Origin of the sequence: Ornithobacterium rhinotracheale DSM 15997 (assembly GCF_000265465.1) — a bacterium.
Taxonomy (GTDB): domain Bacteria; phylum Bacteroidota; class Bacteroidia; order Flavobacteriales; family Weeksellaceae; genus Ornithobacterium; species Ornithobacterium rhinotracheale.
Genome location: NC_018016.1, coordinates 939,568 through 960,602, shown reverse-complemented (window position 1 = coordinate 960,602; position 21,035 = coordinate 939,568). Strand labels below are relative to the sequence as shown.

The 21,035-nt window shown below is 37.3% G+C and carries 19 protein-coding genes; 8 read left to right on the top strand and 11 right to left on the bottom strand.

What is annotated here, in order from left to right:
- Positions 1–4 precede the first annotated feature (4 nt).
- From ORNRH_RS04445 to ORNRH_RS04415, 7 genes are read left to right on the top strand one after another with little or no spacing between them, the layout of a single operon-like run.
- Positions 5–925, top strand: coding sequence for a DUF4381 family protein (locus tag ORNRH_RS04445; protein ID WP_014790712.1), 921 nt, complete (start codon positions 5–7; stop codon positions 923–925).
- 4 nt (positions 926–929) lie between these two features.
- A complete protein-coding gene (locus ORNRH_RS04440) occupies positions 930–1,940 on the top strand; it encodes a vWA domain-containing protein (RefSeq protein WP_014790711.1) in 1,011 nt (336 codons plus the stop codon).
- On the top strand, positions 1,937–2,938 hold the full coding sequence (locus tag ORNRH_RS04435; RefSeq protein ID WP_014790710.1) for a vWA domain-containing protein: 1,002 nt from the start codon (positions 1,937–1,939) through the stop codon (positions 2,936–2,938). Before ORNRH_RS04440 ends, ORNRH_RS04435 begins: the two co-directional genes overlap by 4 nt.
- 16 nt (positions 2,939–2,954) lie before the next feature.
- Positions 2,955–3,617, top strand: coding sequence for a tetratricopeptide repeat protein (locus ORNRH_RS04430; RefSeq protein ID WP_052040726.1), 663 nt, complete (start codon positions 2,955–2,957; stop codon positions 3,615–3,617).
- Positions 3,618–3,624: 7 nt separating this feature from the next.
- A complete protein-coding gene (locus ORNRH_RS04425; RefSeq protein WP_014790709.1) occupies positions 3,625–4,134 on the top strand; it encodes a hypothetical protein in 510 nt (169 codons plus the stop codon).
- Between the two features lie 6 nt (positions 4,135–4,140).
- Positions 4,141–5,889, top strand: coding sequence for a BatD family protein (locus ORNRH_RS04420; protein ID WP_014790708.1), 1,749 nt, complete (start codon positions 4,141–4,143; stop codon positions 5,887–5,889).
- A gap of 14 nt (positions 5,890–5,903) precedes the next feature.
- On the top strand, positions 5,904–6,110 hold the full coding sequence (locus ORNRH_RS04415; protein WP_014790707.1) for a hypothetical protein: 207 nt from the start codon (positions 5,904–5,906) through the stop codon (positions 6,108–6,110).
- 288 nt (positions 6,111–6,398) lie between these two features.
- Here the strand turns inward: ORNRH_RS04415 and ORNRH_RS04410 are convergent, their stop codons facing one another.
- From ORNRH_RS04410 to ORNRH_RS04395, 4 genes are all read right to left on the bottom strand, one after another.
- Positions 6,399–6,680 (bottom strand): DUF4298 domain-containing protein, encoded by a 282-nt coding sequence (locus ORNRH_RS04410; protein ID WP_014790706.1) that lies wholly within the window; start codon positions 6,678–6,680, stop codon positions 6,399–6,401.
- Positions 6,681–6,770: 90 nt separating this feature from the next.
- A complete protein-coding gene (purM, locus tag ORNRH_RS04405; protein WP_014790705.1) occupies positions 6,771–7,772 on the bottom strand; it encodes a phosphoribosylformylglycinamidine cyclo-ligase in 1,002 nt (333 codons plus the stop codon).
- An 18-nt stretch (positions 7,773–7,790) separates the two neighbouring features.
- Positions 7,791–8,507, bottom strand: coding sequence for a phosphoribosylaminoimidazolesuccinocarboxamide synthase (purC, locus tag ORNRH_RS04400; protein WP_014790704.1), 717 nt, complete (start codon positions 8,505–8,507; stop codon positions 7,791–7,793).
- Positions 8,508–8,552: 45 nt separating this feature from the next.
- A complete protein-coding gene (locus ORNRH_RS04395; RefSeq protein ID WP_014790703.1) occupies positions 8,553–10,451 on the bottom strand; it encodes an amidophosphoribosyltransferase in 1,899 nt (632 codons plus the stop codon).
- A gap of 342 nt (positions 10,452–10,793) precedes the next feature.
- Here ORNRH_RS04395 and ORNRH_RS04390 point away from each other — a divergent pair, with 342 nt between their 5' ends.
- A complete protein-coding gene (locus tag ORNRH_RS04390) occupies positions 10,794–11,834 on the top strand; it encodes a sugar kinase (RefSeq protein WP_014790702.1) in 1,041 nt (346 codons plus the stop codon).
- A gap of 87 nt (positions 11,835–11,921) precedes the next feature.
- Here the strand turns inward: ORNRH_RS04390 and ORNRH_RS04385 are convergent, their stop codons facing one another.
- The 7 genes from ORNRH_RS04385 to ORNRH_RS04355 all read right to left on the bottom strand — a co-directional run bounded on the left by ORNRH_RS04385 (position 11,922) and on the right by ORNRH_RS04355 (position 21,030).
- A complete protein-coding gene (locus tag ORNRH_RS04385) occupies positions 11,922–12,407 on the bottom strand; it encodes a DUF6702 family protein (RefSeq protein ID WP_038557198.1) in 486 nt (161 codons plus the stop codon).
- 85 nt (positions 12,408–12,492) lie between these two features.
- Positions 12,493–12,921, bottom strand: a complete 429-nt coding sequence (locus tag ORNRH_RS04380) for a hypothetical protein (protein ID WP_014790700.1) — start codon at positions 12,919–12,921, stop codon at positions 12,493–12,495.
- A gap of 103 nt (positions 12,922–13,024) precedes the next feature.
- Complete coding sequence (locus tag ORNRH_RS04375) at positions 13,025–14,413, bottom strand: RagB/SusD family nutrient uptake outer membrane protein (RefSeq protein ID WP_014790699.1); 1,389 nt, start codon at positions 14,411–14,413, stop codon at positions 13,025–13,027.
- Between the two features lie 12 nt (positions 14,414–14,425).
- Positions 14,426–17,485 (bottom strand): SusC/RagA family TonB-linked outer membrane protein, encoded by a 3,060-nt coding sequence (locus ORNRH_RS04370; protein WP_036601308.1) that lies wholly within the window; start codon positions 17,483–17,485, stop codon positions 14,426–14,428.
- Positions 17,486–17,816: 331 nt separating this feature from the next.
- Positions 17,817–18,719 (bottom strand): 5-dehydro-4-deoxy-D-glucuronate isomerase, encoded by a 903-nt coding sequence (gene kduI, locus ORNRH_RS04365; protein ID WP_014790697.1) that lies wholly within the window; start codon positions 18,717–18,719, stop codon positions 17,817–17,819.
- Positions 18,720–18,746: 27 nt separating this feature from the next.
- A complete protein-coding gene (locus ORNRH_RS04360; RefSeq protein ID WP_014790696.1) occupies positions 18,747–19,388 on the bottom strand; it encodes an HdeD family acid-resistance protein in 642 nt (213 codons plus the stop codon).
- 238 nt (positions 19,389–19,626) lie between these two features.
- Complete coding sequence (locus ORNRH_RS04355; protein ID WP_014790695.1) at positions 19,627–21,030, bottom strand: PTS galactitol transporter subunit IIC; 1,404 nt, start codon at positions 21,028–21,030, stop codon at positions 19,627–19,629.
- Between the last annotated feature and the right edge of the window lie 5 nt (positions 21,031–21,035).

Sequence of the window (21,035 nt, the reverse complement as noted above, 5' to 3'; positions counted from 1 at the left end):
AACCATGAAAAATAGGATTTTACATATCATCGTTTGTCTTTTGGCTTTTCCAGTTTGGGCACAGGTTTACACCCAATTGTCGCCCGATAGAATTTTAATCGGGGACACAGCAAGTTTACAAATTGAATTTAAAACCCCGAGCGATGCCAAAGTGGAATTGCCGATGCTTGGCGATTCGCTTGGAAAATATTTAGAAATCGTCAATAAAAAAATTGATTCGGTGCGAGAGGGTAATCAAAAAAAATACAAACAAATAATTACGCTCACGGGCTTTGAAGAAGGCAATTTTTTGGTTAAATCCTTGCCTTATGTAATAAATGGCAAAACAGTACTTTCAGACACGCGAGAACTCGGTGTGGAAATGCCCGCTATTGATACCACTTTGCAAAAAATGTATCCCATAAAAACGATTATGCCAGAGCATATTTCGTGGTGGGATCGTAACAAAAAATACCTTTGGTATATGATTGTGGGTGGCATTATGCTCATCGCACTTTTGATTGTTGCTTTTTTGTATTTAAAGGAGCTACGCCGCAAGCGATACATCAGCACACCGCTTTTGCCACCGTATGAGGAAGCTTTGCAGAATTTAAAGAAATTAGATGCTTTAGGATTATTAGAAAAACAAGAATTTAATCAATATTATACTGATTTAAGTTTCATTGTGCGTCGTTATTTTTCGCGCCGATTCGAGTTTCCTGCCCAAGCTTTGCTTAGCACGGATTTGCCCGATTATATGAAAAACAAAGAATTTTTAACCCAAGAAGAAAGTGCCGAATTATACAATTTCTTGACCGATGCCGACCGCGTGAAATACGCCAAAGCAACTTTAAGTCCAGAAAAAAATGCATTTTACAGAGATTGGGCAGAAAAAATTATTGAAAAAACAAAACCTTTGGTCGAGGAAGTAAAAGACCATATTTAAAAAAATGAGCCATATAGAATTTGCAAATCCTTGGTTTTTATTACTTTTAGCATTGGTTCCGCTGATGCTACTAGTACGCTTGTTGCATCGAAAAAAGCAAAATCAAGCATTGCAAATGCCAAGTCTATCGGCATTTCGTTCGGGCGATTCTTGGTATCGATGGATGCAGCCCGCCTTGTATGCTTTGCGACTTTTAGCCATAAGTTTATTAATCATCGCTTTGGCTCGTCCGCGCAAGATAGAAATCAGCACACATGTGCGTTCCGACGAAGGGGTAGATATTATGATGGTGGTAGATGTCTCGCTGAGTATGCTTGCGCGAGATTTAAAACCAACGCGTCTAGACGCGCTGAAATCCGTGGCAGAAGATTTTGTGAAAAAACGCCAAACCGATAGAATTGGTGTGGTGATTTATTCAGGAAGTGCGGTAAATACTGTGCCACTCACGACAGATAAATCGGTGCTGGTGCAAGCGGTGAAAGATTTAGACAATGATGACAATTTGATTCCAGGTACGGCAATAGGAGTGGGCTTGGCAACAGCGATTAATCATTTGGAGCATTCCCAAGCCAAAAGCAAAGTCGTTTTGCTCATTACCGATGGGGGCGAAGATGTGAACTATTATGACTCTAATGCAGTTTACATAAGTCCGCAAGAAGCGACCAAAATTGCCAAAGAAAAAGGAATTAAAGTCTATACCATTGGGATTGGGACTACCGATTATGTTTTGCCGCCGATTGGTGCAGAAAACATTCCGCAGAGCAAATTAAAATTAGACGAGAATTTGCTAAAATACATTGCCAATAATGCTAATGGTTTGTATTTTAGAGCTACCGACAATGAGCGACTTAAAGCCATTTACGAAGAAATTAATCAATTAGAGAAATCAAAAATCAACGAAACTAAATATTACGACTACACCGAATATTATCGTGCATTTGTCGTGTGGGCATTTATTTTGCTGTGTATAGAAATCCTTTGTAGAACTTTAATTTTTAAACAATTGACAGAATGAGTTTTAGCACTCCCGCATATGGTATGCTTTTTATAGCCGTGGTACTTGCCGCTTACTTTTTGTGGCGTTTGTGGCAATGGCGTAAGCGTGCGTTGCGCTCCTTTGCCGATCCGCATTTGGTACCGCAATTGTTGAAAGGGCAAAGTTCTAGATTTTTACAAATTAAAAATATTTTCTTGCTTTTAGCCCTGTTTTTTATGACGATTGCCTTGATGGGGCCACAATGGGGCGAGGAAGAACAAAAACTTAAACGAGAAGGCATAGATTTGGTTTTTGCGCTGGATTTGTCCAATAGCATGAACGCCGAAGACATTGCACCTTCGAGAATAGATAAGGCTAAAAAATTTATCCACAGTTTTCTGAATCAATTAGGGGGCGATCGTGTGGGTTTGGTTGTTTTTGCAGGAGAGGCATATGCTATGTCTCCGCTCACTACCGATTATACATCGCTTAATTCTTCGGTTTCGGCATTGGATACAGATTTACTTTGGAACCAAGGGACTAATTTCTCGGCTGCGATAGATAAATCATTGCAAATTTTAGGTAAAAACCCAGAGACTTCCAAAGCCATTATTTTGATTTCTGATGGCGAAGACCACGAAGAAGGCATCTCAGATGCCATAGAAAAAGCTAAAGAACAACACACCGAGATTTTTACTATGGGAATAGGTGGCGATAGTCCTGTGCCAATCCCAATGTATGATTCTTATGGCGCGATGGAATACAAAACAGATGATAATGGGAAAACCGTTTTGTCAAGTTTTCATGGCGAGGAGTTGCGTAAAATTGCCGAAAAATCACAAGGAGCTTACATTAAAATTGAAAGTGTGAACCAAGCGATTAAAAAGCTAAATGCCGCTTTGAGCGACTTGGAGAAGAAATCATCGACAGAGATTTCGAGCAGAAATAAAAAACAACAATTTCAATATTTTGTAGCATTATCGCTTTTATTTTTATTTATATATACTTTAACACCGACTAAATGGGGAAAAGATTAAATTTGTGGTAACGAGAATGAAGATATTTACGCCCTTAGTGCTGAAGAAAATCCTTTTTTTAAGCCTTGTAATCTGCCTGCATTTTTCTTTTGCACAAACTTTACAAGAGAGGGAAGCTATCGCTAAAGGAAATAGGTTTTACGAAGACAAAAATTACGAATCGGCAATTGTAGAATATTCTAAAGTGCTCATTTCTAATGCAAATAATGTAAAAGCTAATTTTAATTTAGGCGATGCATATTACCAGACCAAGCAATATCAAAAGGCTGTAACACATTTTCAAAAAGCTGCAGATTATAGCTCCAGTGCTAAAGACAAAGTTGCCTCATATCATAATTTAGGCAATAGCTACATGCAGCAGAAAAATTATGACCAAGCGATAAAATCGTATAAAAAAGCACTCCGCATCGATCCTAAAGCAGATGCCACACGATACAATTTAGCTTTAGCCATAAAACTGAAAAGTAAGAATAAAAATACCAATCCAAAGGACTTGCTCAAGCCTTCGGAATTTGCTAAAAAAATTAAAGCTCAAGCCGATGCTTTAGCCGAAAAAGGCTTATTTAATCAAGCTTTGCAGTTGATGCAGGGAGCCATGGCAAAAGATTCAACCGTTAAACATTTCGAAAATTACATCAACAAATTGCAAGAAATCACTATATTAGACAGCTTAAAGTAATGCAGCTATGAAAAGAATACTCAGTTTGCTCGTTTTTTTATCATTTGTTTGGGGCTATGCCCAGACAAGCGAGGAGTATTTTGTATCATCGGCAAACCTTTTTTTGCAGAATAAAAATAGTGAGGCACTGAGCCGCGTTACCGAAGGGCTAGAGAAGTTTCCAGATAGCAAGAAACTGCAAGCTTTAAAACAAAAATTAGAGCAACAACAAAAAGACGACAAAGAACAGCAGGAAAATCCTGATAAAGACCAACAGCAGAAAAAAGATAATCCAGAAAAAGATAAAGGCGACCAAAAAGGTGAAAACAATGGCGAGCAAGGCAAAGGACAAAACGACCAAATGCCGCAAGCTCCAGAACAGGAAGAAAAGCCCAATGGTAGCCCACAGGATTTTTTGGAAAAAGAAAGACAAGCTAATCGCTTAAAAGCTCTACAAGAGCAGGAGAAAATGACTAAAAGAAGAATGATGATGGGCGAAAGTAGAGCCAAAGCGGGCAGAAAGTCTAAAGACTGGTAGATTATTATGAGAATAGAAAAATATCTCTTTGCACTGTTTAGTTTACTGAGCTGTTTCGGCTACGGTCAGTATTCCTTTACGGCAGTTCCCAACAAGGATCGCGTGCAAGAAGGAGAGGATTTTGAGCTAAATTTTATCGTAACGCTGGGAGATAATGCCGATGTGGGAAGCATAAAATACCCTTCGTTCAATGGCTTAAAAATGATAGGTCGCCGACAAGGGCAACAAATCAATATTATCAACGGAGAAAAAACGATTCAGCATATCGAGACCATTCTTTTGCGAGCCGAGAAAAAAGGTAAAATCAAAATAGGTCGTGCTTCGATAAAGATCAATCATCGTCTTTATGAAACTTCGCCCGTGCAAATCATGGTGACCGATGCTCCGCGCGTGACGCAACGAAATAATTACGGCAATCAATTGGTGTTTTTGGATTTAGATTTATCTCAACATTCAGTTTTTCCCAACGAGCCTATTTATGCTACGCTTAAGCTCTATGCCAAATCTTTTGAGGCTCTGCGTAGGCGATCAGATGTAGGAGCTCCGATTCTGGATAACTTTGAGGTAAAGCAAATCAATTTGCCAAACAATGATTATCGCGACATTAAACAAGAAGTGTTCAACAACCAGATTTATGTGTCTGAAGTTGTAGGAAAATATTTACTTCTACCTCAAAAAACGGGCACTTTAGAAATTCGTCCATTTTTAATTCATGTAGCGATTCCAATCGATCTTTTTGACGAAAAAATCGTGGAATTATACTCGCCAGAAAAAAGCATAGAAGTAAAAAGTTTACCCGCCAATGCACCTAAAACCTTCAATGGAGCGGTAGGAAATTTTGTTTTGAAAACTTATGTGCAGAAAAAGAATTTAAGACAGAATAAAGCCTTTGAAATCGAGGTAGAGCTTGAGGGCGAAGGAAGTTTTTCTACCATAAATCTTCCAAAACTTAAACTAAACAAAGAACTAGAAGTATACCCACCACGCCGTAGAGAGGCATTTAAGCCACTTAACGGAACCGAAAAAGGAAAAATAGTGGATAGCTATGTCGTGGTGCCACAATACGGAGGAACTTATGATATTCCATCGGTGGAGTTTGCTTATTTTGATTTAGATAAAAAGAAATATGTTACCTTGCATTCCAACGCAGAGCAGGTGCAGGTAGAGGGAGAACCCAATGAAAATATAAATTTGGAGGATTCTCTGGCTATGGCAGTGCCTGTGGATAGTATCGCAACATTGGATACGCCACGAGAGGCAATGCGAAGCAATTCACCAAGACTTGAGCAATCGTCTCAAAATTCGTTAGAGGACGCTGCTCACGAAGTAGAAAATAAGGAAGCTGCCAGCTGGTGGCCATGGGCTGTGGGTTTAGGTTCTATAATCTTAATAATACCATTGTTCTTCTTATTCTTTAGAAAGAAAAAAGAAATAGAGCAAGAAGAGAAACCAATCATCACGGCAAAAGATATTAAAAACGATTGGAACAATGTAACGGCAAATCACACGGGTGAGGAGTTTTACCGTGAGACTGAACGCATTTTGCAAGAAATAGTTCAGCTGTATAGTCAAGACCCAAGTACTAAGTCTGAAGACGAAGCGATAGCCATTTTAAAAATGCATAAAAACGACGATTTTGCTATGACTTGGCAAGCCCTACATCAAAAAGTGCAAATGGCACAATACGCTGGAATCAACGAAGAACACCAACGCGAAATTGCGGTAGCATGTAGTGATTTAATCAAAAATATATAAAAATCGAATTTTGTATGAAAAAGAAATATGTAGCACTCATTTTTTTAATCTTCTTTTTAGCCGCATTAATCTTCAATATTGTGTTGTATAATACGCAGTTTGGATTTTTCTCGGCAGAGAACCTTTCTGCCATCATTGGCGGAGGCGCTAGCATCTGCGGCTTTATTTTGAGTTTAGCGATGTTGAGGTTTTATCAGATTAAAGACAAATTAGATAATTAGTAAAGAATCAAAAGGAACTATTCAACAAGCACTTTGTTAAATAGTCTTTTTTGTATCTAAAAAAACAACTTATTCGATGGGTGCGCCCGCCAGTTTATACGCGGGCGTTCGCGTCAGTCTGCGGGAACGCCTCCGTCAAGTTATGCGAACGCCCCCGTGCGATCACGGGGGCGTTCGCATTTGAACACGGGAGCGTTCGCATCGCAAGATGGGAACGCTCCCGTGTGTAGAGATGCTTGCTTTTGGCATAAATTTATTGATTAAATTCGTTTTTTTTCGGAACGAATTTTAGCGTAAATCTTTCACAATTTTCTTGAGAATATCGATTTTCTCCCAATGGATTTCGGCAAGGAGGTTCCAAATGCCATCTTCGCTCAATACGGCAGAATACACATCTTTATTCGCAGGATTCTGCACATCTTTTAAATATTGATTTCCGTAATATTCATCGAGCAGAGCTATGTTTTTTGCAATGCGATCCATAGCTTGATTAAAGTCTTGCAACACTTTTAAATCCTCTTCGCAGGCTTCCATGCGTTTTTCGGCTTCCTTAAGCGATATTTCTTTCATGGCTTTCTATTTTTAATTAAAGTTTAAAGATAAAAAAATACGCCCAAAAAGTGAACGTATTTCCTATTTAATTAAACTAATTTTTTTGGATTAAAGCAAAACGATTGGTTGGTCGCTTTCTACCACTTTTCCGATTTCGTAAGCTTCTTCGCCCAAAGATTTCAAGGATTTGATAACGGCTTCGGCTTGGTCTGGCGAAACGGCAAGTACCATTCCCACACCCATGTTGAAGGTTCCAAACATTTCGTCTTCTGCGATGTTGGCTCTCTTTTGTAATTCTTGCATGATGGCAGGGACTTTAATGCTTGATTTTTGAATTTCTACGCCCAAACCTTTAGGCAAAATTCTCGGTACATTTTCAATTAATCCACCACCTGTGATATGTGCAATCCCGTTGATTGTGTGTTTTTCAAGCAAAGAATTAATGGTAGCTCCATATAATTTGGTTGGGACTAAAAGCGTTTCGTACAAAGGTTTTCCGTTCCATTCTTCGTTGAAATCGGTAAAAACTTTTCTTATTAAAGAAAAACCATTGCTATGGAACCCGCTTGATGGCAATGCGATTAAAACATCATTTGCCTTGATTTTAGACCCGTCGATGATTTCGTCTTTCTCTACCACGCCCACGCAGAATCCTGCTACATCATAATCCCCGATTTCGTACATGCCCGGCATTTCAGCAGTTTCTCCACCGATGAGCGAGCAATTGGTTTCTTTACAAGCTTTTACGATGCCACCCACGATTTCGGCGGCTACATTGCTGTCTAGTTTTCCGCAAGCGAGGTAATCCAAGAAGAACAAAGGTTTGGCGCCGTGGCACAAAATATCGTTGGCACACATGGCAAAACAATCAATCCCTACGGTGTCGTATTTCTTAACATCTAGTGCGATGCGAAGTTTAGTCCCCACGCCGTCGGCTCCACTTACCAAAACGGGATTTTTGTAGTTTCCAAGTTCGTAGAATGCACCAAAGGAGCCAATCCCATTTAATACATTGGGAGTGTGTGTTTGGGCTACTGCATCTTTGATTTTGTGTACCGTTTGGTATCCTTCTTCTTTGTTTACGCCAGCGTCTTTGTAAGATGTGCTCATGTTTTTAGTTTTAATAAATTATGCAAGGGCTTTTTTAAGTCTGTCATACACTTCAAGATAAGCTTCTGTTACTTCTCCAAGATCTCTACGGAAGCGGTCTTTGTCTAATTTCTTAAGCGTATCTTTGTCCCAAAGGCGGCAAGTATCCGGGCTGATTTCGTCTGCCAATACGATTTTGCCTTCAGATGTTTTGCCAAATTCAATTTTGAAATCGGCTAAAATTAAATTCGCTTTTAGGAATAATTCTTTTAATAATTCGTTGATTTTATCGGTTAAAGCATACAATTCGTCCAAATCTTCGCGTGTAGCTACACCTAATAAAATTGCGTGATAATCGTTGATAAGCGGGTCGCCTAATTCATCTTTTTTATAGCATAAATCAAAAACGGTAATTGGGCATTTTCCGCCTTCTTCCAAGCCAAGGCGTTGTGCCATGCTTCCTGCCACATAGTTTCTTACTACGACTTCGATAGGCAGAATTTTCACTTTGGTTACCAATTGCTCTCTGTCGTTTAGAGTTTCGATGTAGTGCGTAGGAATCCCTTTTTCGGCTAAATATTTATAAATAAGCGTTGTGATTTTATTATTCATTTCGCCTTTAGACTCCACGGTTCCTTTTTTCTGAGCGTTGAAAGCCGTAGCGTCGTCTTTATAGTGAACAATGACTTGGTTAGGGTTTTTAGTAGCGTAAATTTGTTTCGCTTTCCCCTCGTATAAGAAATCTTTTTTTTCCATTTTTTTGATTGATTTTTATTGCGTTGGATTTTTTAGTTTTAAATTTTAATAAGCTCTTTCTTTATTTCCTTCATAATAATTGATGAAAGCCTTGTTTGCCACACGGTTTCCGCCTGGGGTAGGGTAGTTTCCTGTGAAATACCAGTCACCCAAGTTTTTAGGGCAAGCTTTGTGCAGATTTTCCACCGATTGGAAGATGATTTTCACCTCGGCATTGATGTCATCAGTCGTAAGTAATTCTGCAATTTTGTTTGAAATCTCCTCGTCGGTAAACGGAGCGTAGAATTCTTTTACATAATTGGTAACTTCCTTGTCTGGCTTGCCCACCTCGGATTTGCATTTTTGGTATATTTCTGTAATAAGATGCTCGGTGCCGCGTTCTCTGTGCAAGGCTTCTGCCGCCACAAAAGCGATTAAGTTTTCAAGGCGAGCCATATCAATCCCGTAGCAATCTGGATAACGGATTTGTGGTGCCGATGAAACTACCACAATACGCTTAGGGTGCACTCTGTCTAAAATTCGAATAATACTGTTTTTAAGCGTGGTTCCGCGCACGATACTATCATCTATGATGACTAAATTATCCGTAGGTTTCACCACCCCATAAGTAACATCGTAGACATGTGCCACCATATCATCGCGTGCATTATCTTGTGTAATGAATGTACGCAGTTTGGCATCTTTAATGGCGATTTTTTCTGAGCGTAATTTAGTAGAAAGAATTTCCTTGATTCGTTTATCAGTAATGTCTTCTTTCTCCTGCATAATCATTTGGGTTTTCTCGTGATTAAGCTCGTCGTTGGCGGCTTCTACGAGTCCAAAATATGATGCTTCTGCCGTGTTTGGAATATAAGAAAATACCGTGTTGTGAATATCTCCGTCTATGGCCTCCATCACTTGATCAATGAGCAATCTGCCTAAATCTTTTCTTTCTTCGTAAATCTCGGCGTCGCTACCACGAGAGAAATAAATACGCTCAAACGAACAAGATTTTCTTTCCAGTGGCTCAAGAATTTGTCTGAATTTTACTTCGCCATAATGTTTAATAATGATGGCTTCTCCAGGGTTTAATTCTTTAACATGATTAAAACTTACATTAAACACTGTTTGAATCACTGGGCGTTCAGAAGCTACAATAGCGATTTCGTCGTCTACATAATAATACGCAGGGCGAATTCCTGCTGGGTCTCGCAATACAAATGCATCGCCGTGCCCAAAAAGCCCTGCCATGGCATAACCACCGTCCCAGTTTTTGGCCGAACGCGCCAAGATTTTTGAAACCTTGATGCGGTTTTCTATCTCGGCAGAGGCTTCGCGTTTGGTGTAGCCTTCTTTCTTAAGTTCGTAATATAATTCGTTGACTTGCTCATCTAGGAAGTGCCCGATTTTCTCCATCACCGTAACGGTATCGGCCTTGGCCTTAGGGTGCTGCCCCAAGTCGATGAGGTTTTGAAACTGCTCATCCACATTCGTTAAGTTAAAGTTACCAGCCACTAGGAGATTGCGCGTTTTCCAATTATTTTGCCTCAAAAAAGGGTGCACTGCCTCAATGCTATTCTCGCCATAAGTTCCATAACGCACATGCCCTAAAAACACTTCGCCTATGTATGGAGCTACTTTTTTAAGCATTTCCATATCGTGAATGGCTTCTGGATTCTCCTCGATACGGCGAGCGATACTCTCATTTACTTGCGTAAAGACATCTTTTATAGGGCTGTCGCTATTAGATCTGGCTCGGCTTATGTATCTTTCGCCAGGTTGCATACCTAATTTAATACTCGCTAGACCCGCCCCATCTTGTCCGCGGTTGTGCTGTTTTTCCAGCATTAGGTACATTTTATCTACGCCGTAGAAGGCGTTTCCGTATTTTTCTTTGTAATAGGAAAGGGGTTTTAGAAGGCGTAAAAGTGCGATACCACACTCGTGCTTGATTGCATCACTCATTATTTCTGCTTATGGTTTAGGGTTGAAAATTACCTTATAAACATTAAGACACAAAATTCGTAAAAAAAAATGATTTAAGCGGAAATTATATTTTTATTTTTCGTGGAAGTTATCAAAAAACTTTTGAACAAGAATTTTGAATAGAAAAATTTATAAGCTTGGGGTGATTTGAAATTTTAAGCCTGAAAAAAATATCAAAAAACGCATTTTAGCCCTATTTTTTATGAGATTTAGCATATAAAGCCTTTTAGAACGCTAATTTTAGCATAAAAAATTAGATATGAGTAAAAAAAACACTAACTTTGCTTATCAATCTTATAACTAGAAAAAATACAATATTTTATGCAGAAAAAAGTAGTAACTTTTGGTGAAGTAATGCTGCGTTTGGCTACCCCAGGGTATCAGCGTTTCATTCAATCTAGTAGCTTGAATGCCACTTTTGGTGGAGGTGAGGCTAATGTTGCGGTTTCGCTTGCAAATTATGGAATTCCAGTGGAATTTGTAACTCAATTGCCTAAAAACGACATCGCTGAATGGTGTATTTCTGATTTAAGAAAATACAAAGTAGGTACTGAAAACATTTTAAGAGGTGGAGACCGTGTAGGGATCTATTTCTTGGAAACTGGTGCTGTAGCTCGTCCTTCAAAAGTTGTGTATGATCGTGCAAACTCTGCCATTGCAGAAATTAAGCCTGGTATGATCAACTGGAGAGAGGTGTTTAAAGATGCTCAGTGGTTCCACTGGACAGGTATTACTCCAGCACTTTCTCAAGGTGCAGCAGATACTTGTTTAGAGGCTATTAAAGTAGCAAACGAAATGGGAGTTACTGTTTCTTGTGACTTAAACTACCGTAAAAACCTTTGGAAATATGGTAAAAAAGCTTCTGAAATTATGCCAGCTTTAGTAGAAGGTTGCGACATCATTTTAGGAAACGAGGAAGATGCTGAGAAAGTATTTGGAATCAAACCAGAAGGTTTTGAAGTAGAACACACTGGTGGTGAAGTAAACGCAGCAGAATTTGAATCAGTTTGTCAACAATTGATGCAAAAATTCCCAAGAGCTAAAAAAGTAATCATCACACTTCGTGGATCTATCAACGCAAACCACAACACTTGGGGTGGATGTTTATATTCAGATAAATTATACCAATCTCGTAGATACGACATCACTCACATCGTAGATAGAGTAGGTGGTGGAGATTCATTTATGGGAGGTTTGATCTACGGATTGCTTACTTACCCACAAGATGATCAAAAAGCATTAGACTTTGCAGTGGCTGCATCTTGCTTGAAACACACTGTGTACGGAGACTATAACTTAGTAACTGTTGCCGAGGTTGAAAACCTAATGGGTGGAGACGGTTCTGGTCGTGTTGTAAGATAATTTTTGAAACACCACAACATAGAACTTATATAATATAAAAGCCTCACAATTTTGTGAGGCTTTTACTTTTTTTGATTAATTTAATTTCTAAAATTTTACTTTTCCAGATTCGCTTCCTTTTTTAGTAACAATAGATTCACGCTTATTGTTTACATCAAAGTTTATAAAGTTCTGCTGATCTGCAAATTCGTTTACAAGCATCGCGTTTCGGATTTCGATGGTCGAAACATTTGAAACATTTGGCACTTCGAAATAAAGTCTTGTAGCCTTAGGAGAAGTTTGTGCTTGTGCGTAATTATAATTTACTCTATTTCCGTTGATTTTTACAATAAAATTGCTTCTTAAGTATCTTTCTACTGCGGTGTTGAATTTAGCTTCGTTTTCAATCCCTACGCCAATGGCTTTAACTAAATCCTCTGTTACAAATTTAGAGCTAAAAGTCATAGAAGTGCTTCCTGGATTAAACTCTACCTTCGTCGTTGAGGTGTGAAAATCATTTAGCGTGGTAAATGCCGAAATTAATACAGCTACCAAGGCTAATAACATCACGCGCATTCCTTTCAATTTTTTCATCATTATCAATTTAGTCGTTAAATAGTAAACAAACTCAATGCCATTTAACCGCTGTGGTGTTTATTTAACAAATCTTACCGAGTTTTTAGCCCAACCAAGCTGTCCATGGAATCATGTAGAAACAGATACAAGCAAGTGCAATAAAGGCTAGGGTAGTCCCCTTTATCATTGGCGACTTTTTGAGCTTAGCATTGGCAATTGTGATTAAAATTACGGCAGTGAACATCATAAAAGGATGTTCTATCGTATAAAGTCTGTTTGGTGATTGCATTGCAACGCCGCTTTCCCATGCACCTTGCACGATGGGAGAAACCATGTACAATATAATTCCTACCAAAAACTGAATGTGGAAGGAAATAAGCGTGTACAATGAGATTTTTTTCAAACCTAGACTAATTGGTTTTTTGTTCAAAAAAAATAGAATACTTGTGATAAGTAAACATAAACTTCCTAGCACAACAACAAATGCCCAGTAGCTGTGGAAAGTTTTCAAAATGGGATAAAGTGAATTCATAAATGGTTAAAATTTCAATTTTGGCAAATATATAGTTTTTTGCGGAGATAAAAAAAGAGGAGTCTTTTATAAAAACTCCTCTTCAACATCATGAAAGTTTAGGTTAATAACCTTTGTTTTGTTCAATGTTTGGGTTGTTGTTTCTATCCCATCTTGGAATTGGGAAAGCTAATTTAAAATCTCCAGCAGGAACTTTTCTACTTTCAATACCAAGCCCATTTCTAGTAAGGGTAGTAAATCTCATTCCTTCGAAAAGAAATTCTTTTCTCCACTCTTTGATTAAAATATCTTGAGATAAATCTGTAAGTTTTTTAGCGTTACGATTTGCGCAAATTTCATTATTTATCAGATCAATAGCTTCTTGCTTTTGATTTTTGTAATAAAGAGCTTCTGCTTTGTCAAGAATTATTTCTTCGTATCTGAATAAAGGTAAAGAGTAAACAGACGGAGCTGTTCTAGGATATTTTCCATAGATTCTATCCCATTTTTCTCCTCTTCTGTTTTCTACATCTTTTAAGATCATAGGAGATTTTCCTCTTATATCGCTATCGTCGAAAATAGTATTTAATAACCCTTTGCGTAGAACAATGTCTCCATAGCCTGTATTTTGATAGAGGGTAGAAATACTTTCATTTCCTAGCTCATCGGTTGTTGTATAAGAAATAGCAAATAACCAGTTGTCACTTGATGGATTTTTCCAGCTTTTTACATAATCTTCACCTCCTACTACTTTGTATTTACCTGAATTTATAATTTCGTTTGCATTGCTAAGAACTTGGTCGTAATCTTTGAAATATAAAGCAATACGCGCTTTTAATGCCTTAGCAGTCCATTTATTGGCATAGAAAGTATTTGGTTTATCATTGTTACCAAATAGTTTTATAGCCTCATCTAAATCGCTATATAGATTTTTAAGATTCTCTCTTACACTTTCTCTTTTAACTTCAATAGTTTCTCCTTCTGGGTGAAATATTTTTATATAAGGAACTCCTAGAGCATCTAAACCTCCTTGTTCTACATTTTGTTGCCCCCAATAGCGGAGAAGATCGAAATGAGCTAATGCTCTGTAAAAATAAGCTTGACCTAATAAATCATTATATTGCTCTTCCTCTTCTTTAGATACACTAATTCTTTTGTTGATTGCTAAGTTTGAGGATGAAATTACTTTGTTGATGACATCCCAAGAATTAGCTACATAGTCATTTGTAACAGTTAATCTACCACTACCAATACTTAGGTATCTTCCTGAGTTTCCGTTTGCATAAGCATTATCTGCGTAAAGCTCTCCATAAACAAGCAAAGATCTTCCGTAATAATTCTGATTAGACAAGCGATCTAGTGCCCCTCTCACAACCATAGAAACATCATTAAGGTTCTTTACATCATCAACGGGTTTTAGAGTAGTAGCTACGGCATCTAAAGAATCCTCTGAACATGATACAGATAATGTAGATAAAGCTACAAGCGATAATATTTTTATATATTTTTTCATTTTTGTAAAGTTTTAAAAGTTAACATTAACGCCAAATGTTATTGATTTTATTGTTGGAGTTGTTAAGTTGGTCCATCCATCTGGTCTAACTTCTGGGTCAAATTTAAGTCTTTTATCTTTTACCCAAGTCCATAAGTTTACACCAGTTAGATTAAAGCTAACAGCTTCTAAACCGATTTGTTTAGCCCATTCAGACGGAAGGTTATATCCAATTTGTGCATTTCGTAATCTAACATAATCTCCATCGTATAATAATCTACTTGATGGTTGTGCTCCGAAATTACCTACATTATCGAAATAAATTTTAGGGAAATCAGTATTTGGATTATCAGGTGTCCAGCTATTAATTAGATCTTCTCTACCATTGTAAAAAGCGACTGAATTAAGTCCATTTTGCAATGTATATTGAGCCCAATCTTCATAGATTTGGTTTCCGCCTGAGTAATAGAAATTAGCTCCAGCAAAGAAGTTTTTAACTTTAAGGTTAAAACCTACTCCAGCCATACGAGTTGCAATTGGGCTTTTTCCAGAAGGCACTTGGTCTGCTTTAGAATAAACCTCGGTAATTTCATTAGACTTGTTTCTATTTACATACCATTGTGGAGCTCCTGTTTTTGGGTTTACACCTGCCCATTCTGGTAAATAAAATTCTCGAATAGCATGTCCTTCATCAATCATAGAGGTAGAGTCTAGTGTTTTTAGAACTTCTCCTTTTGAATCTTTAGCAAGTTCTTGTACTCTATTTCTCAATATAGTACCATTTAGATTTAGATCTAATTGTACATTTTCAGAGTTTATAATTTTTGTGTTTAATTCTAATTCAAAACCTCTGTTAGATACTCTACCATTGTTTATCCATTTTTCACGATACCCAGATGTGTAAGGTAAATATCTTCTAAAGAGCATGTTGGTAGCTTCTTTATCAAAGTAAGTTACCTGTCCAGTCAATCTGTTTTTAAAGAAACCAAAGTCTACCCCTACATCTAAATTGTTAGTAGTTTCCCAAGTCAACTGATCATTTCCATAATATGCTGGAATGGCAGCTGTTTTTCCATCATAGCTTCTATCAAGCAATAAAGCGTTTAAGAATAGGTTGTAATCTATATCGCTGTTACCAACTTGTCCGTATGATGCTCTAAGTTTTAATAGATTCACAAAATTAGTAGACTTCATAAATTCCTCATTGTGCAAGTTCCATGCAGCACCTACTGAATAGAAAGTACCAAATCTATGTCCTTTGGCAAATCTAGAATCTCCTTCTCTTCTTAGAGTAAAGTCTAATACATAGCGTTTGTCATAACTATAGTTAACGAGGGCTATGTAGGAAAGGGTTGCTCTATCTTTAAAGTCTGATGTAGCTTCTGGAGATTTTGAAGTTGTATTCAAATAAACTCTACCTGGCTCAGCTACATTTTTCCCTCTTCCGATTAAGTTGTACTTTTTTAATTTTTGGTATTCTTGTACTAAACTTAAATTTAAATTATGAACTCCAGCAAATGATTTTTTATAGTTTAAAGTGTTTTGTACATTATACAAAAAGTCTCTATAAATTTCATTTTCCACTTGCCCGTTGTGATCAAAACCTTCTCCGTGGAAAGGGTTGTAGTATATTCTATTTGAGCTTAAGAGATAATCTAAGGAAACGAGTGTTTTAAAGTATAAATCGTTGCTGATGTCATACTTTAATGAATTATTACTGAATATGCGTAATAATTCTTTTTCCATATCATCGTGGCTGACTACATACAAAGGATTGTATAGAGATAAATCTAAATTAGGGCTTCCATCTTTATTGTATGCAGGAGATGTTGGAGGTAAGAAAAATTTAATAAGTAATGGGTTGCTAAAGTAACCTCCTTGCTCTGCAATTCCATTTTGAATCGCATCTGATGCACTATTGTTTGTTGAAAACTCTAACTTATCTGTAAGTTTTCTACTATAATTAAGTCTCCCTGAAAGTCTCTTGAAATCTGATCCAATGATTACACCTTGAGTTTTATTGTATCCTAGTGAAGCAAAAAAGTTAGAATTTTTATCACCTCCAGATGCGCTCAATGAATAGTCTTGTATAGTGGCAACATTTCTTTCGCCTATTTTTCCCCAGTCAGTATCAGGTCTACCATTTGCTAACCAATCTCCATAGTAATCTTCAATGAGCTTTTTCTTGTAAGTATCGGTTAGAGGATTTCCATCTCCATCGGTTTTATTGTATTCTAAAGCATTTAGGAATAGTTTGTATCTCTGTTCCGCGTTTAGCATAGGTACAGATGGAGTTGCTAATTTTTGAAATCCATAACGAGAAGAGAAAGCAAATTTTGTTTTTCCAGCTTTTCCAGATTTGGTAGTAATTAAGATTACCCCATTAGCTCCTCTTGCACCATAAGGAGCAGTAGCCGATGCATCTTTCAATACTGTGATGCTTTCAATATCATTGTTACTAATTAAAGATAAAGGACTGATTGTAGATGTTTCAGACCTAGATTTATCTACATCAGGGTTTTGGTCTTGCACAGGAACTCCATCGATTACATACAATGGGTTTTTACCAGCGTTGATAGAGTTCACCCCACGGATTCTGATGTATTGAGCAGATCCTGGTGTCCCTGAACTTCCTGTTATGTTAAGTCCAGCTACCTTCCCTTGCAAAGCTTGATCTACAGAAGTTAAAGGTACTTTATTCAATTCCTCAGATTTGATTTGCACCACACTACCTGTTTGGTCGTTTTTAGAAAGTTGACGATACCCCATTTGGGTTACGGCATCAAGTGCTACGGCACCACCAGATGCTAATTTTACATCATACTTATCTGCATTTCCAACTTTAATAGTTTTTGTGTCTAGTCCAATGAACTCAAAAGCAATAGTATCACCCTTTTGAGCATCAATTTTGTAGTTACCATTTTCATCGGTATAGACACCTTTGTCAGATCCCTCTATATACACATAGGCATCTTGTATAGGGAATCCGTTACTGTCTACTACGCGACCAGTTATTGGCTTTTCTTGTCCAAATGCATAAAGCGAAAGACAGAAAATTCCTACACTGAAAAGTTTTTTTACATTCTTTTTCATAGGTTTCTTGTATTTGTTTTCAGGACACAAAGCTAATGATTTATCTTTCAATGAAAAACTAGAATGAATGAAGTGATATCTTTTTAGCATTTTAGTAATTGTGAAAAAAAACACTAAATAGTTTGTCTAGATGTGTTTAATTTATTGAAAAACAATGTTTTGGATTCTTTTAATGAAGCCTTGTTAAATTTATTTTAGGAAGAATACTTTAACTATGTTTATAATTCTGTTAATAGAGGTAATTTCTTTGAAAGGGAAAATTAGCAATAAAAAAAACCACTACATTATAAAAATGCAGAGGTCTTTTCCGTTGTTAAATAAAAAACTATGATTATTCTAGTTCATATGGGTAAACTTTATCCATATCGGTGTAGTCTAAATTCTCGCCCGCCATACCCCAAATAAAGTCGTAGTTGGTGGTTCCAGCTCCTGAGTGAATAGACCATTCTGGAGCAATAACAGCTTGGTAATTGTGTACCCAGATGTTTCTAGTCTTCTCTGGCTCTCCCATGAAATGGCATACAGCTTGTTTTTCTGGGATTTTAAAGTAGAAGTAAGCCTCCATTCTACGAGTGTGAATGTGTGCAGGCATAGTGTTCCAAACGCTTCCTGGTTCCAGCTCGGTTAAACCAAGTTGCAATTGGCTCGTCTGAGTAGTTTCGTTTACGATATATTTTACAATCGTACGTGCGTTAGACTCTTCTAGGCTACCCGCTTTCACTTTTACAGCATCTTCACGCGTAATTTTCTTGGTAGGATATGCCTTGTGAGCATTCGCAGAGTTGAAGTAGAACAACGCAGGCTCTTTAGCATTGGCAGATGAGAAAGTTACTTCCTCTTCGCCACGACCGATGTAAAGTGCTTCTTTATTCTTTAATTCATATTTTTTGTTGCCTACTTTCACTATTCCTTTTCCTCCGACATTGATGATACCGATTTCGCGGTGGCTTAAGAATTTAGGTGATTTTAGCGGATCTATCGCCTCTAGTTTAAGGCTTTGTTTCACAGGCATTGCACCACCGATGATGAAACGATCGTGCATGGTATATACCATGTGTACTTTGTCTTCTTTAAATAAATCTTTTACCAAATATTCTTCTCTCAAACGCTCTGTGCTGTAATGTTCAGCATCTTTTGGGTTTGTCGCATAGCGTACTTCGTAGCTAGTGTACGATTGTGCCAATGTCAATCCAGAGATTAATAATAATGATAATAAACTTAATGTTTTCTTCATGAATATGATTTTAAAATAGTTTAAAAATTATTTTTTTCTTACAATTTCTTGAAATTCATTTTCCAAGCTTTGTATTTTTTCTCTCATTTCTGGAGAGATTTTTTTATCCAAATTATTTTTTAAGCTTTTTAAATTAAAAGCTAAATAGCAAGATGCAAATCCTAAAATGATGAAGGATGTACCTGTGAGTGCCACAAGCGAAAGCCCTGCTATAATTGGATTGGCTAAAAGTAGGAATGAGATAAATATCCCGACGATACTCCAAATGAAAAGACCAAGCCACTTATTTGGTGCATAGGCTTTAATGTCTAGGGCAAAGCCCAATAATTGGAACGAGCGGAACATTAAAACAAATCCCACATAGTATGGTAAAACTTCCATAGAGATTTTAGGATAAATCCATAGATACATCCCGATCATCCATGTAAAAATACCAAAAACAAAAATCCACCCCCAGTTAGGCAAAGTTTTTTGGTTTTGCCAAGCAAACACCGCATCGAAAATCCCTGAGATAAAAAATGAAACACTAAAGATAATCGATAATACCAAGTAGGCCTCTACTGGAACATAAAATGTATAAATCCCTACGCCGATAAATAAAATACCGATAATGAAAGGAATGTACCAATGCTTAACTGTCCCGATGAATTTAGAAATTAGATTTTCCATAATTAAATAAATTTTTTGATTAATATACTTTGTTAATTTTTGAGATTTCTTAGCAGTGAAACTTATACCAAATATCTCTTATTTTATTTGAAATATAAATTAATAATTAATGGGTTAAAGTTCTGAAAAAAAGAAATCATAACCTAGTGTTTTTAGAAAAATCTAAAAAAGAATTTATTCAAGAATAGAAAAATCTAAGTATAAAAAGAGGAGCCAGAGAACTCCTCTTTATCTTTGATTATTTTGTAGGAGTATTATCCACCTCTACTGCCACAGAATTTCTTTCTCTGTGTTCGCGAAGGATTGCTCTGCGGTTGTACCACAACATTCCTAGCGTAAAGATTGATAAAACAGCCATTCCGATATATTTAAACCAAGAAATAGCTTTGAAAATTACCCAAGTAAAGATACTTGAAGCAAAGTCTAGCGCACCGCCCTCAAATCCTGGAGGGATTGCAACGGCTTTATCTCCTGTTTTCTCATACACATCTTTTGCTGCAAGCGTGAATGATGGAGCCAAATCGGTCACAAAATATAAACCGATGATAAGCACCACAAGCCCTACGATAAATGATTTTACCACATTACCATTAGTAATAGGCAATACCAGTGGGAACAAATAGAACATTCCCGCTAATGATGCCAATGGTAAAAACTCATTTCCTGGCAAATAAACAGAAAGAATCAATGTTACTGGAATCAATAACAACGAAACTACCAATGTTGCAGGGTGCCCAATTACTAGGGCAGGTGTCATACCGATGTTCAAATCGATTTTTCCTTGGAATTTCTTATCGATAAGTTTTTTAGTCGCTTCAGAAATTGGGTGAAGCCCTTCGATAAATAGGCGGGTAATTCTAGGGATTAATTCCATTACGGCTCCCATTTTAATACCTAAACCTAAAAATCCTTTTACATCTTCTCTTGCTAAAATACCGATACCACATCCTATGATGATTCCTAAGAATAATGGCTGACCAAGCAATCCGAATTTTTTCTTCATTCCCTCGGCATCGATGTTTAATTTTTCGAAACCAGGAATTAAATCCAATGCTTTGTTGATGACTACGGCAAATGGCACCATTCCTTGACAGAAAGGTTGCGGAATAGAGATTCCTTCCATGCCTTCGTAGTAGTTTTGGAATTTATTGGCCGTTAAATCTGCCATTACAAGTGTAATGATGTAGCAGATGATGGCTGCGAAAAATCCCCAATAAATATTATCGCTTGCAAAATACACAATTGCCCCAATGAATGCAAAGTGCCAGTAGTTCCACAAGTCGATGTTTACGGTTTTAGTACATCTTAAAAGCAATAAAACTAAGTTTACGCCTAAACATACAGGAATAATAAGTGCCCCCACCGCAGTGTTATAGGCTACGGCAGCTGCCGCTGGCCATCCCATGTCAAAGACTTTAAGCTTTAAATCATAGATTTTCACCACTTGGTCAAGGCTTGGCCCCATGCTACTGGTAAGCAAAGCGGTGATGATGGATAATCCCACAAAACCTACCCCTACATAGAGACCAGATAAGACAGCTTTTCCAGGTTTAATGCCGAGCGCAATGCCCAAAATCGAGAAGATAATGGGCATCATCACTGCAGCACCTAGTTGTATAATATATTCAAAGATATTAGCCATACAGG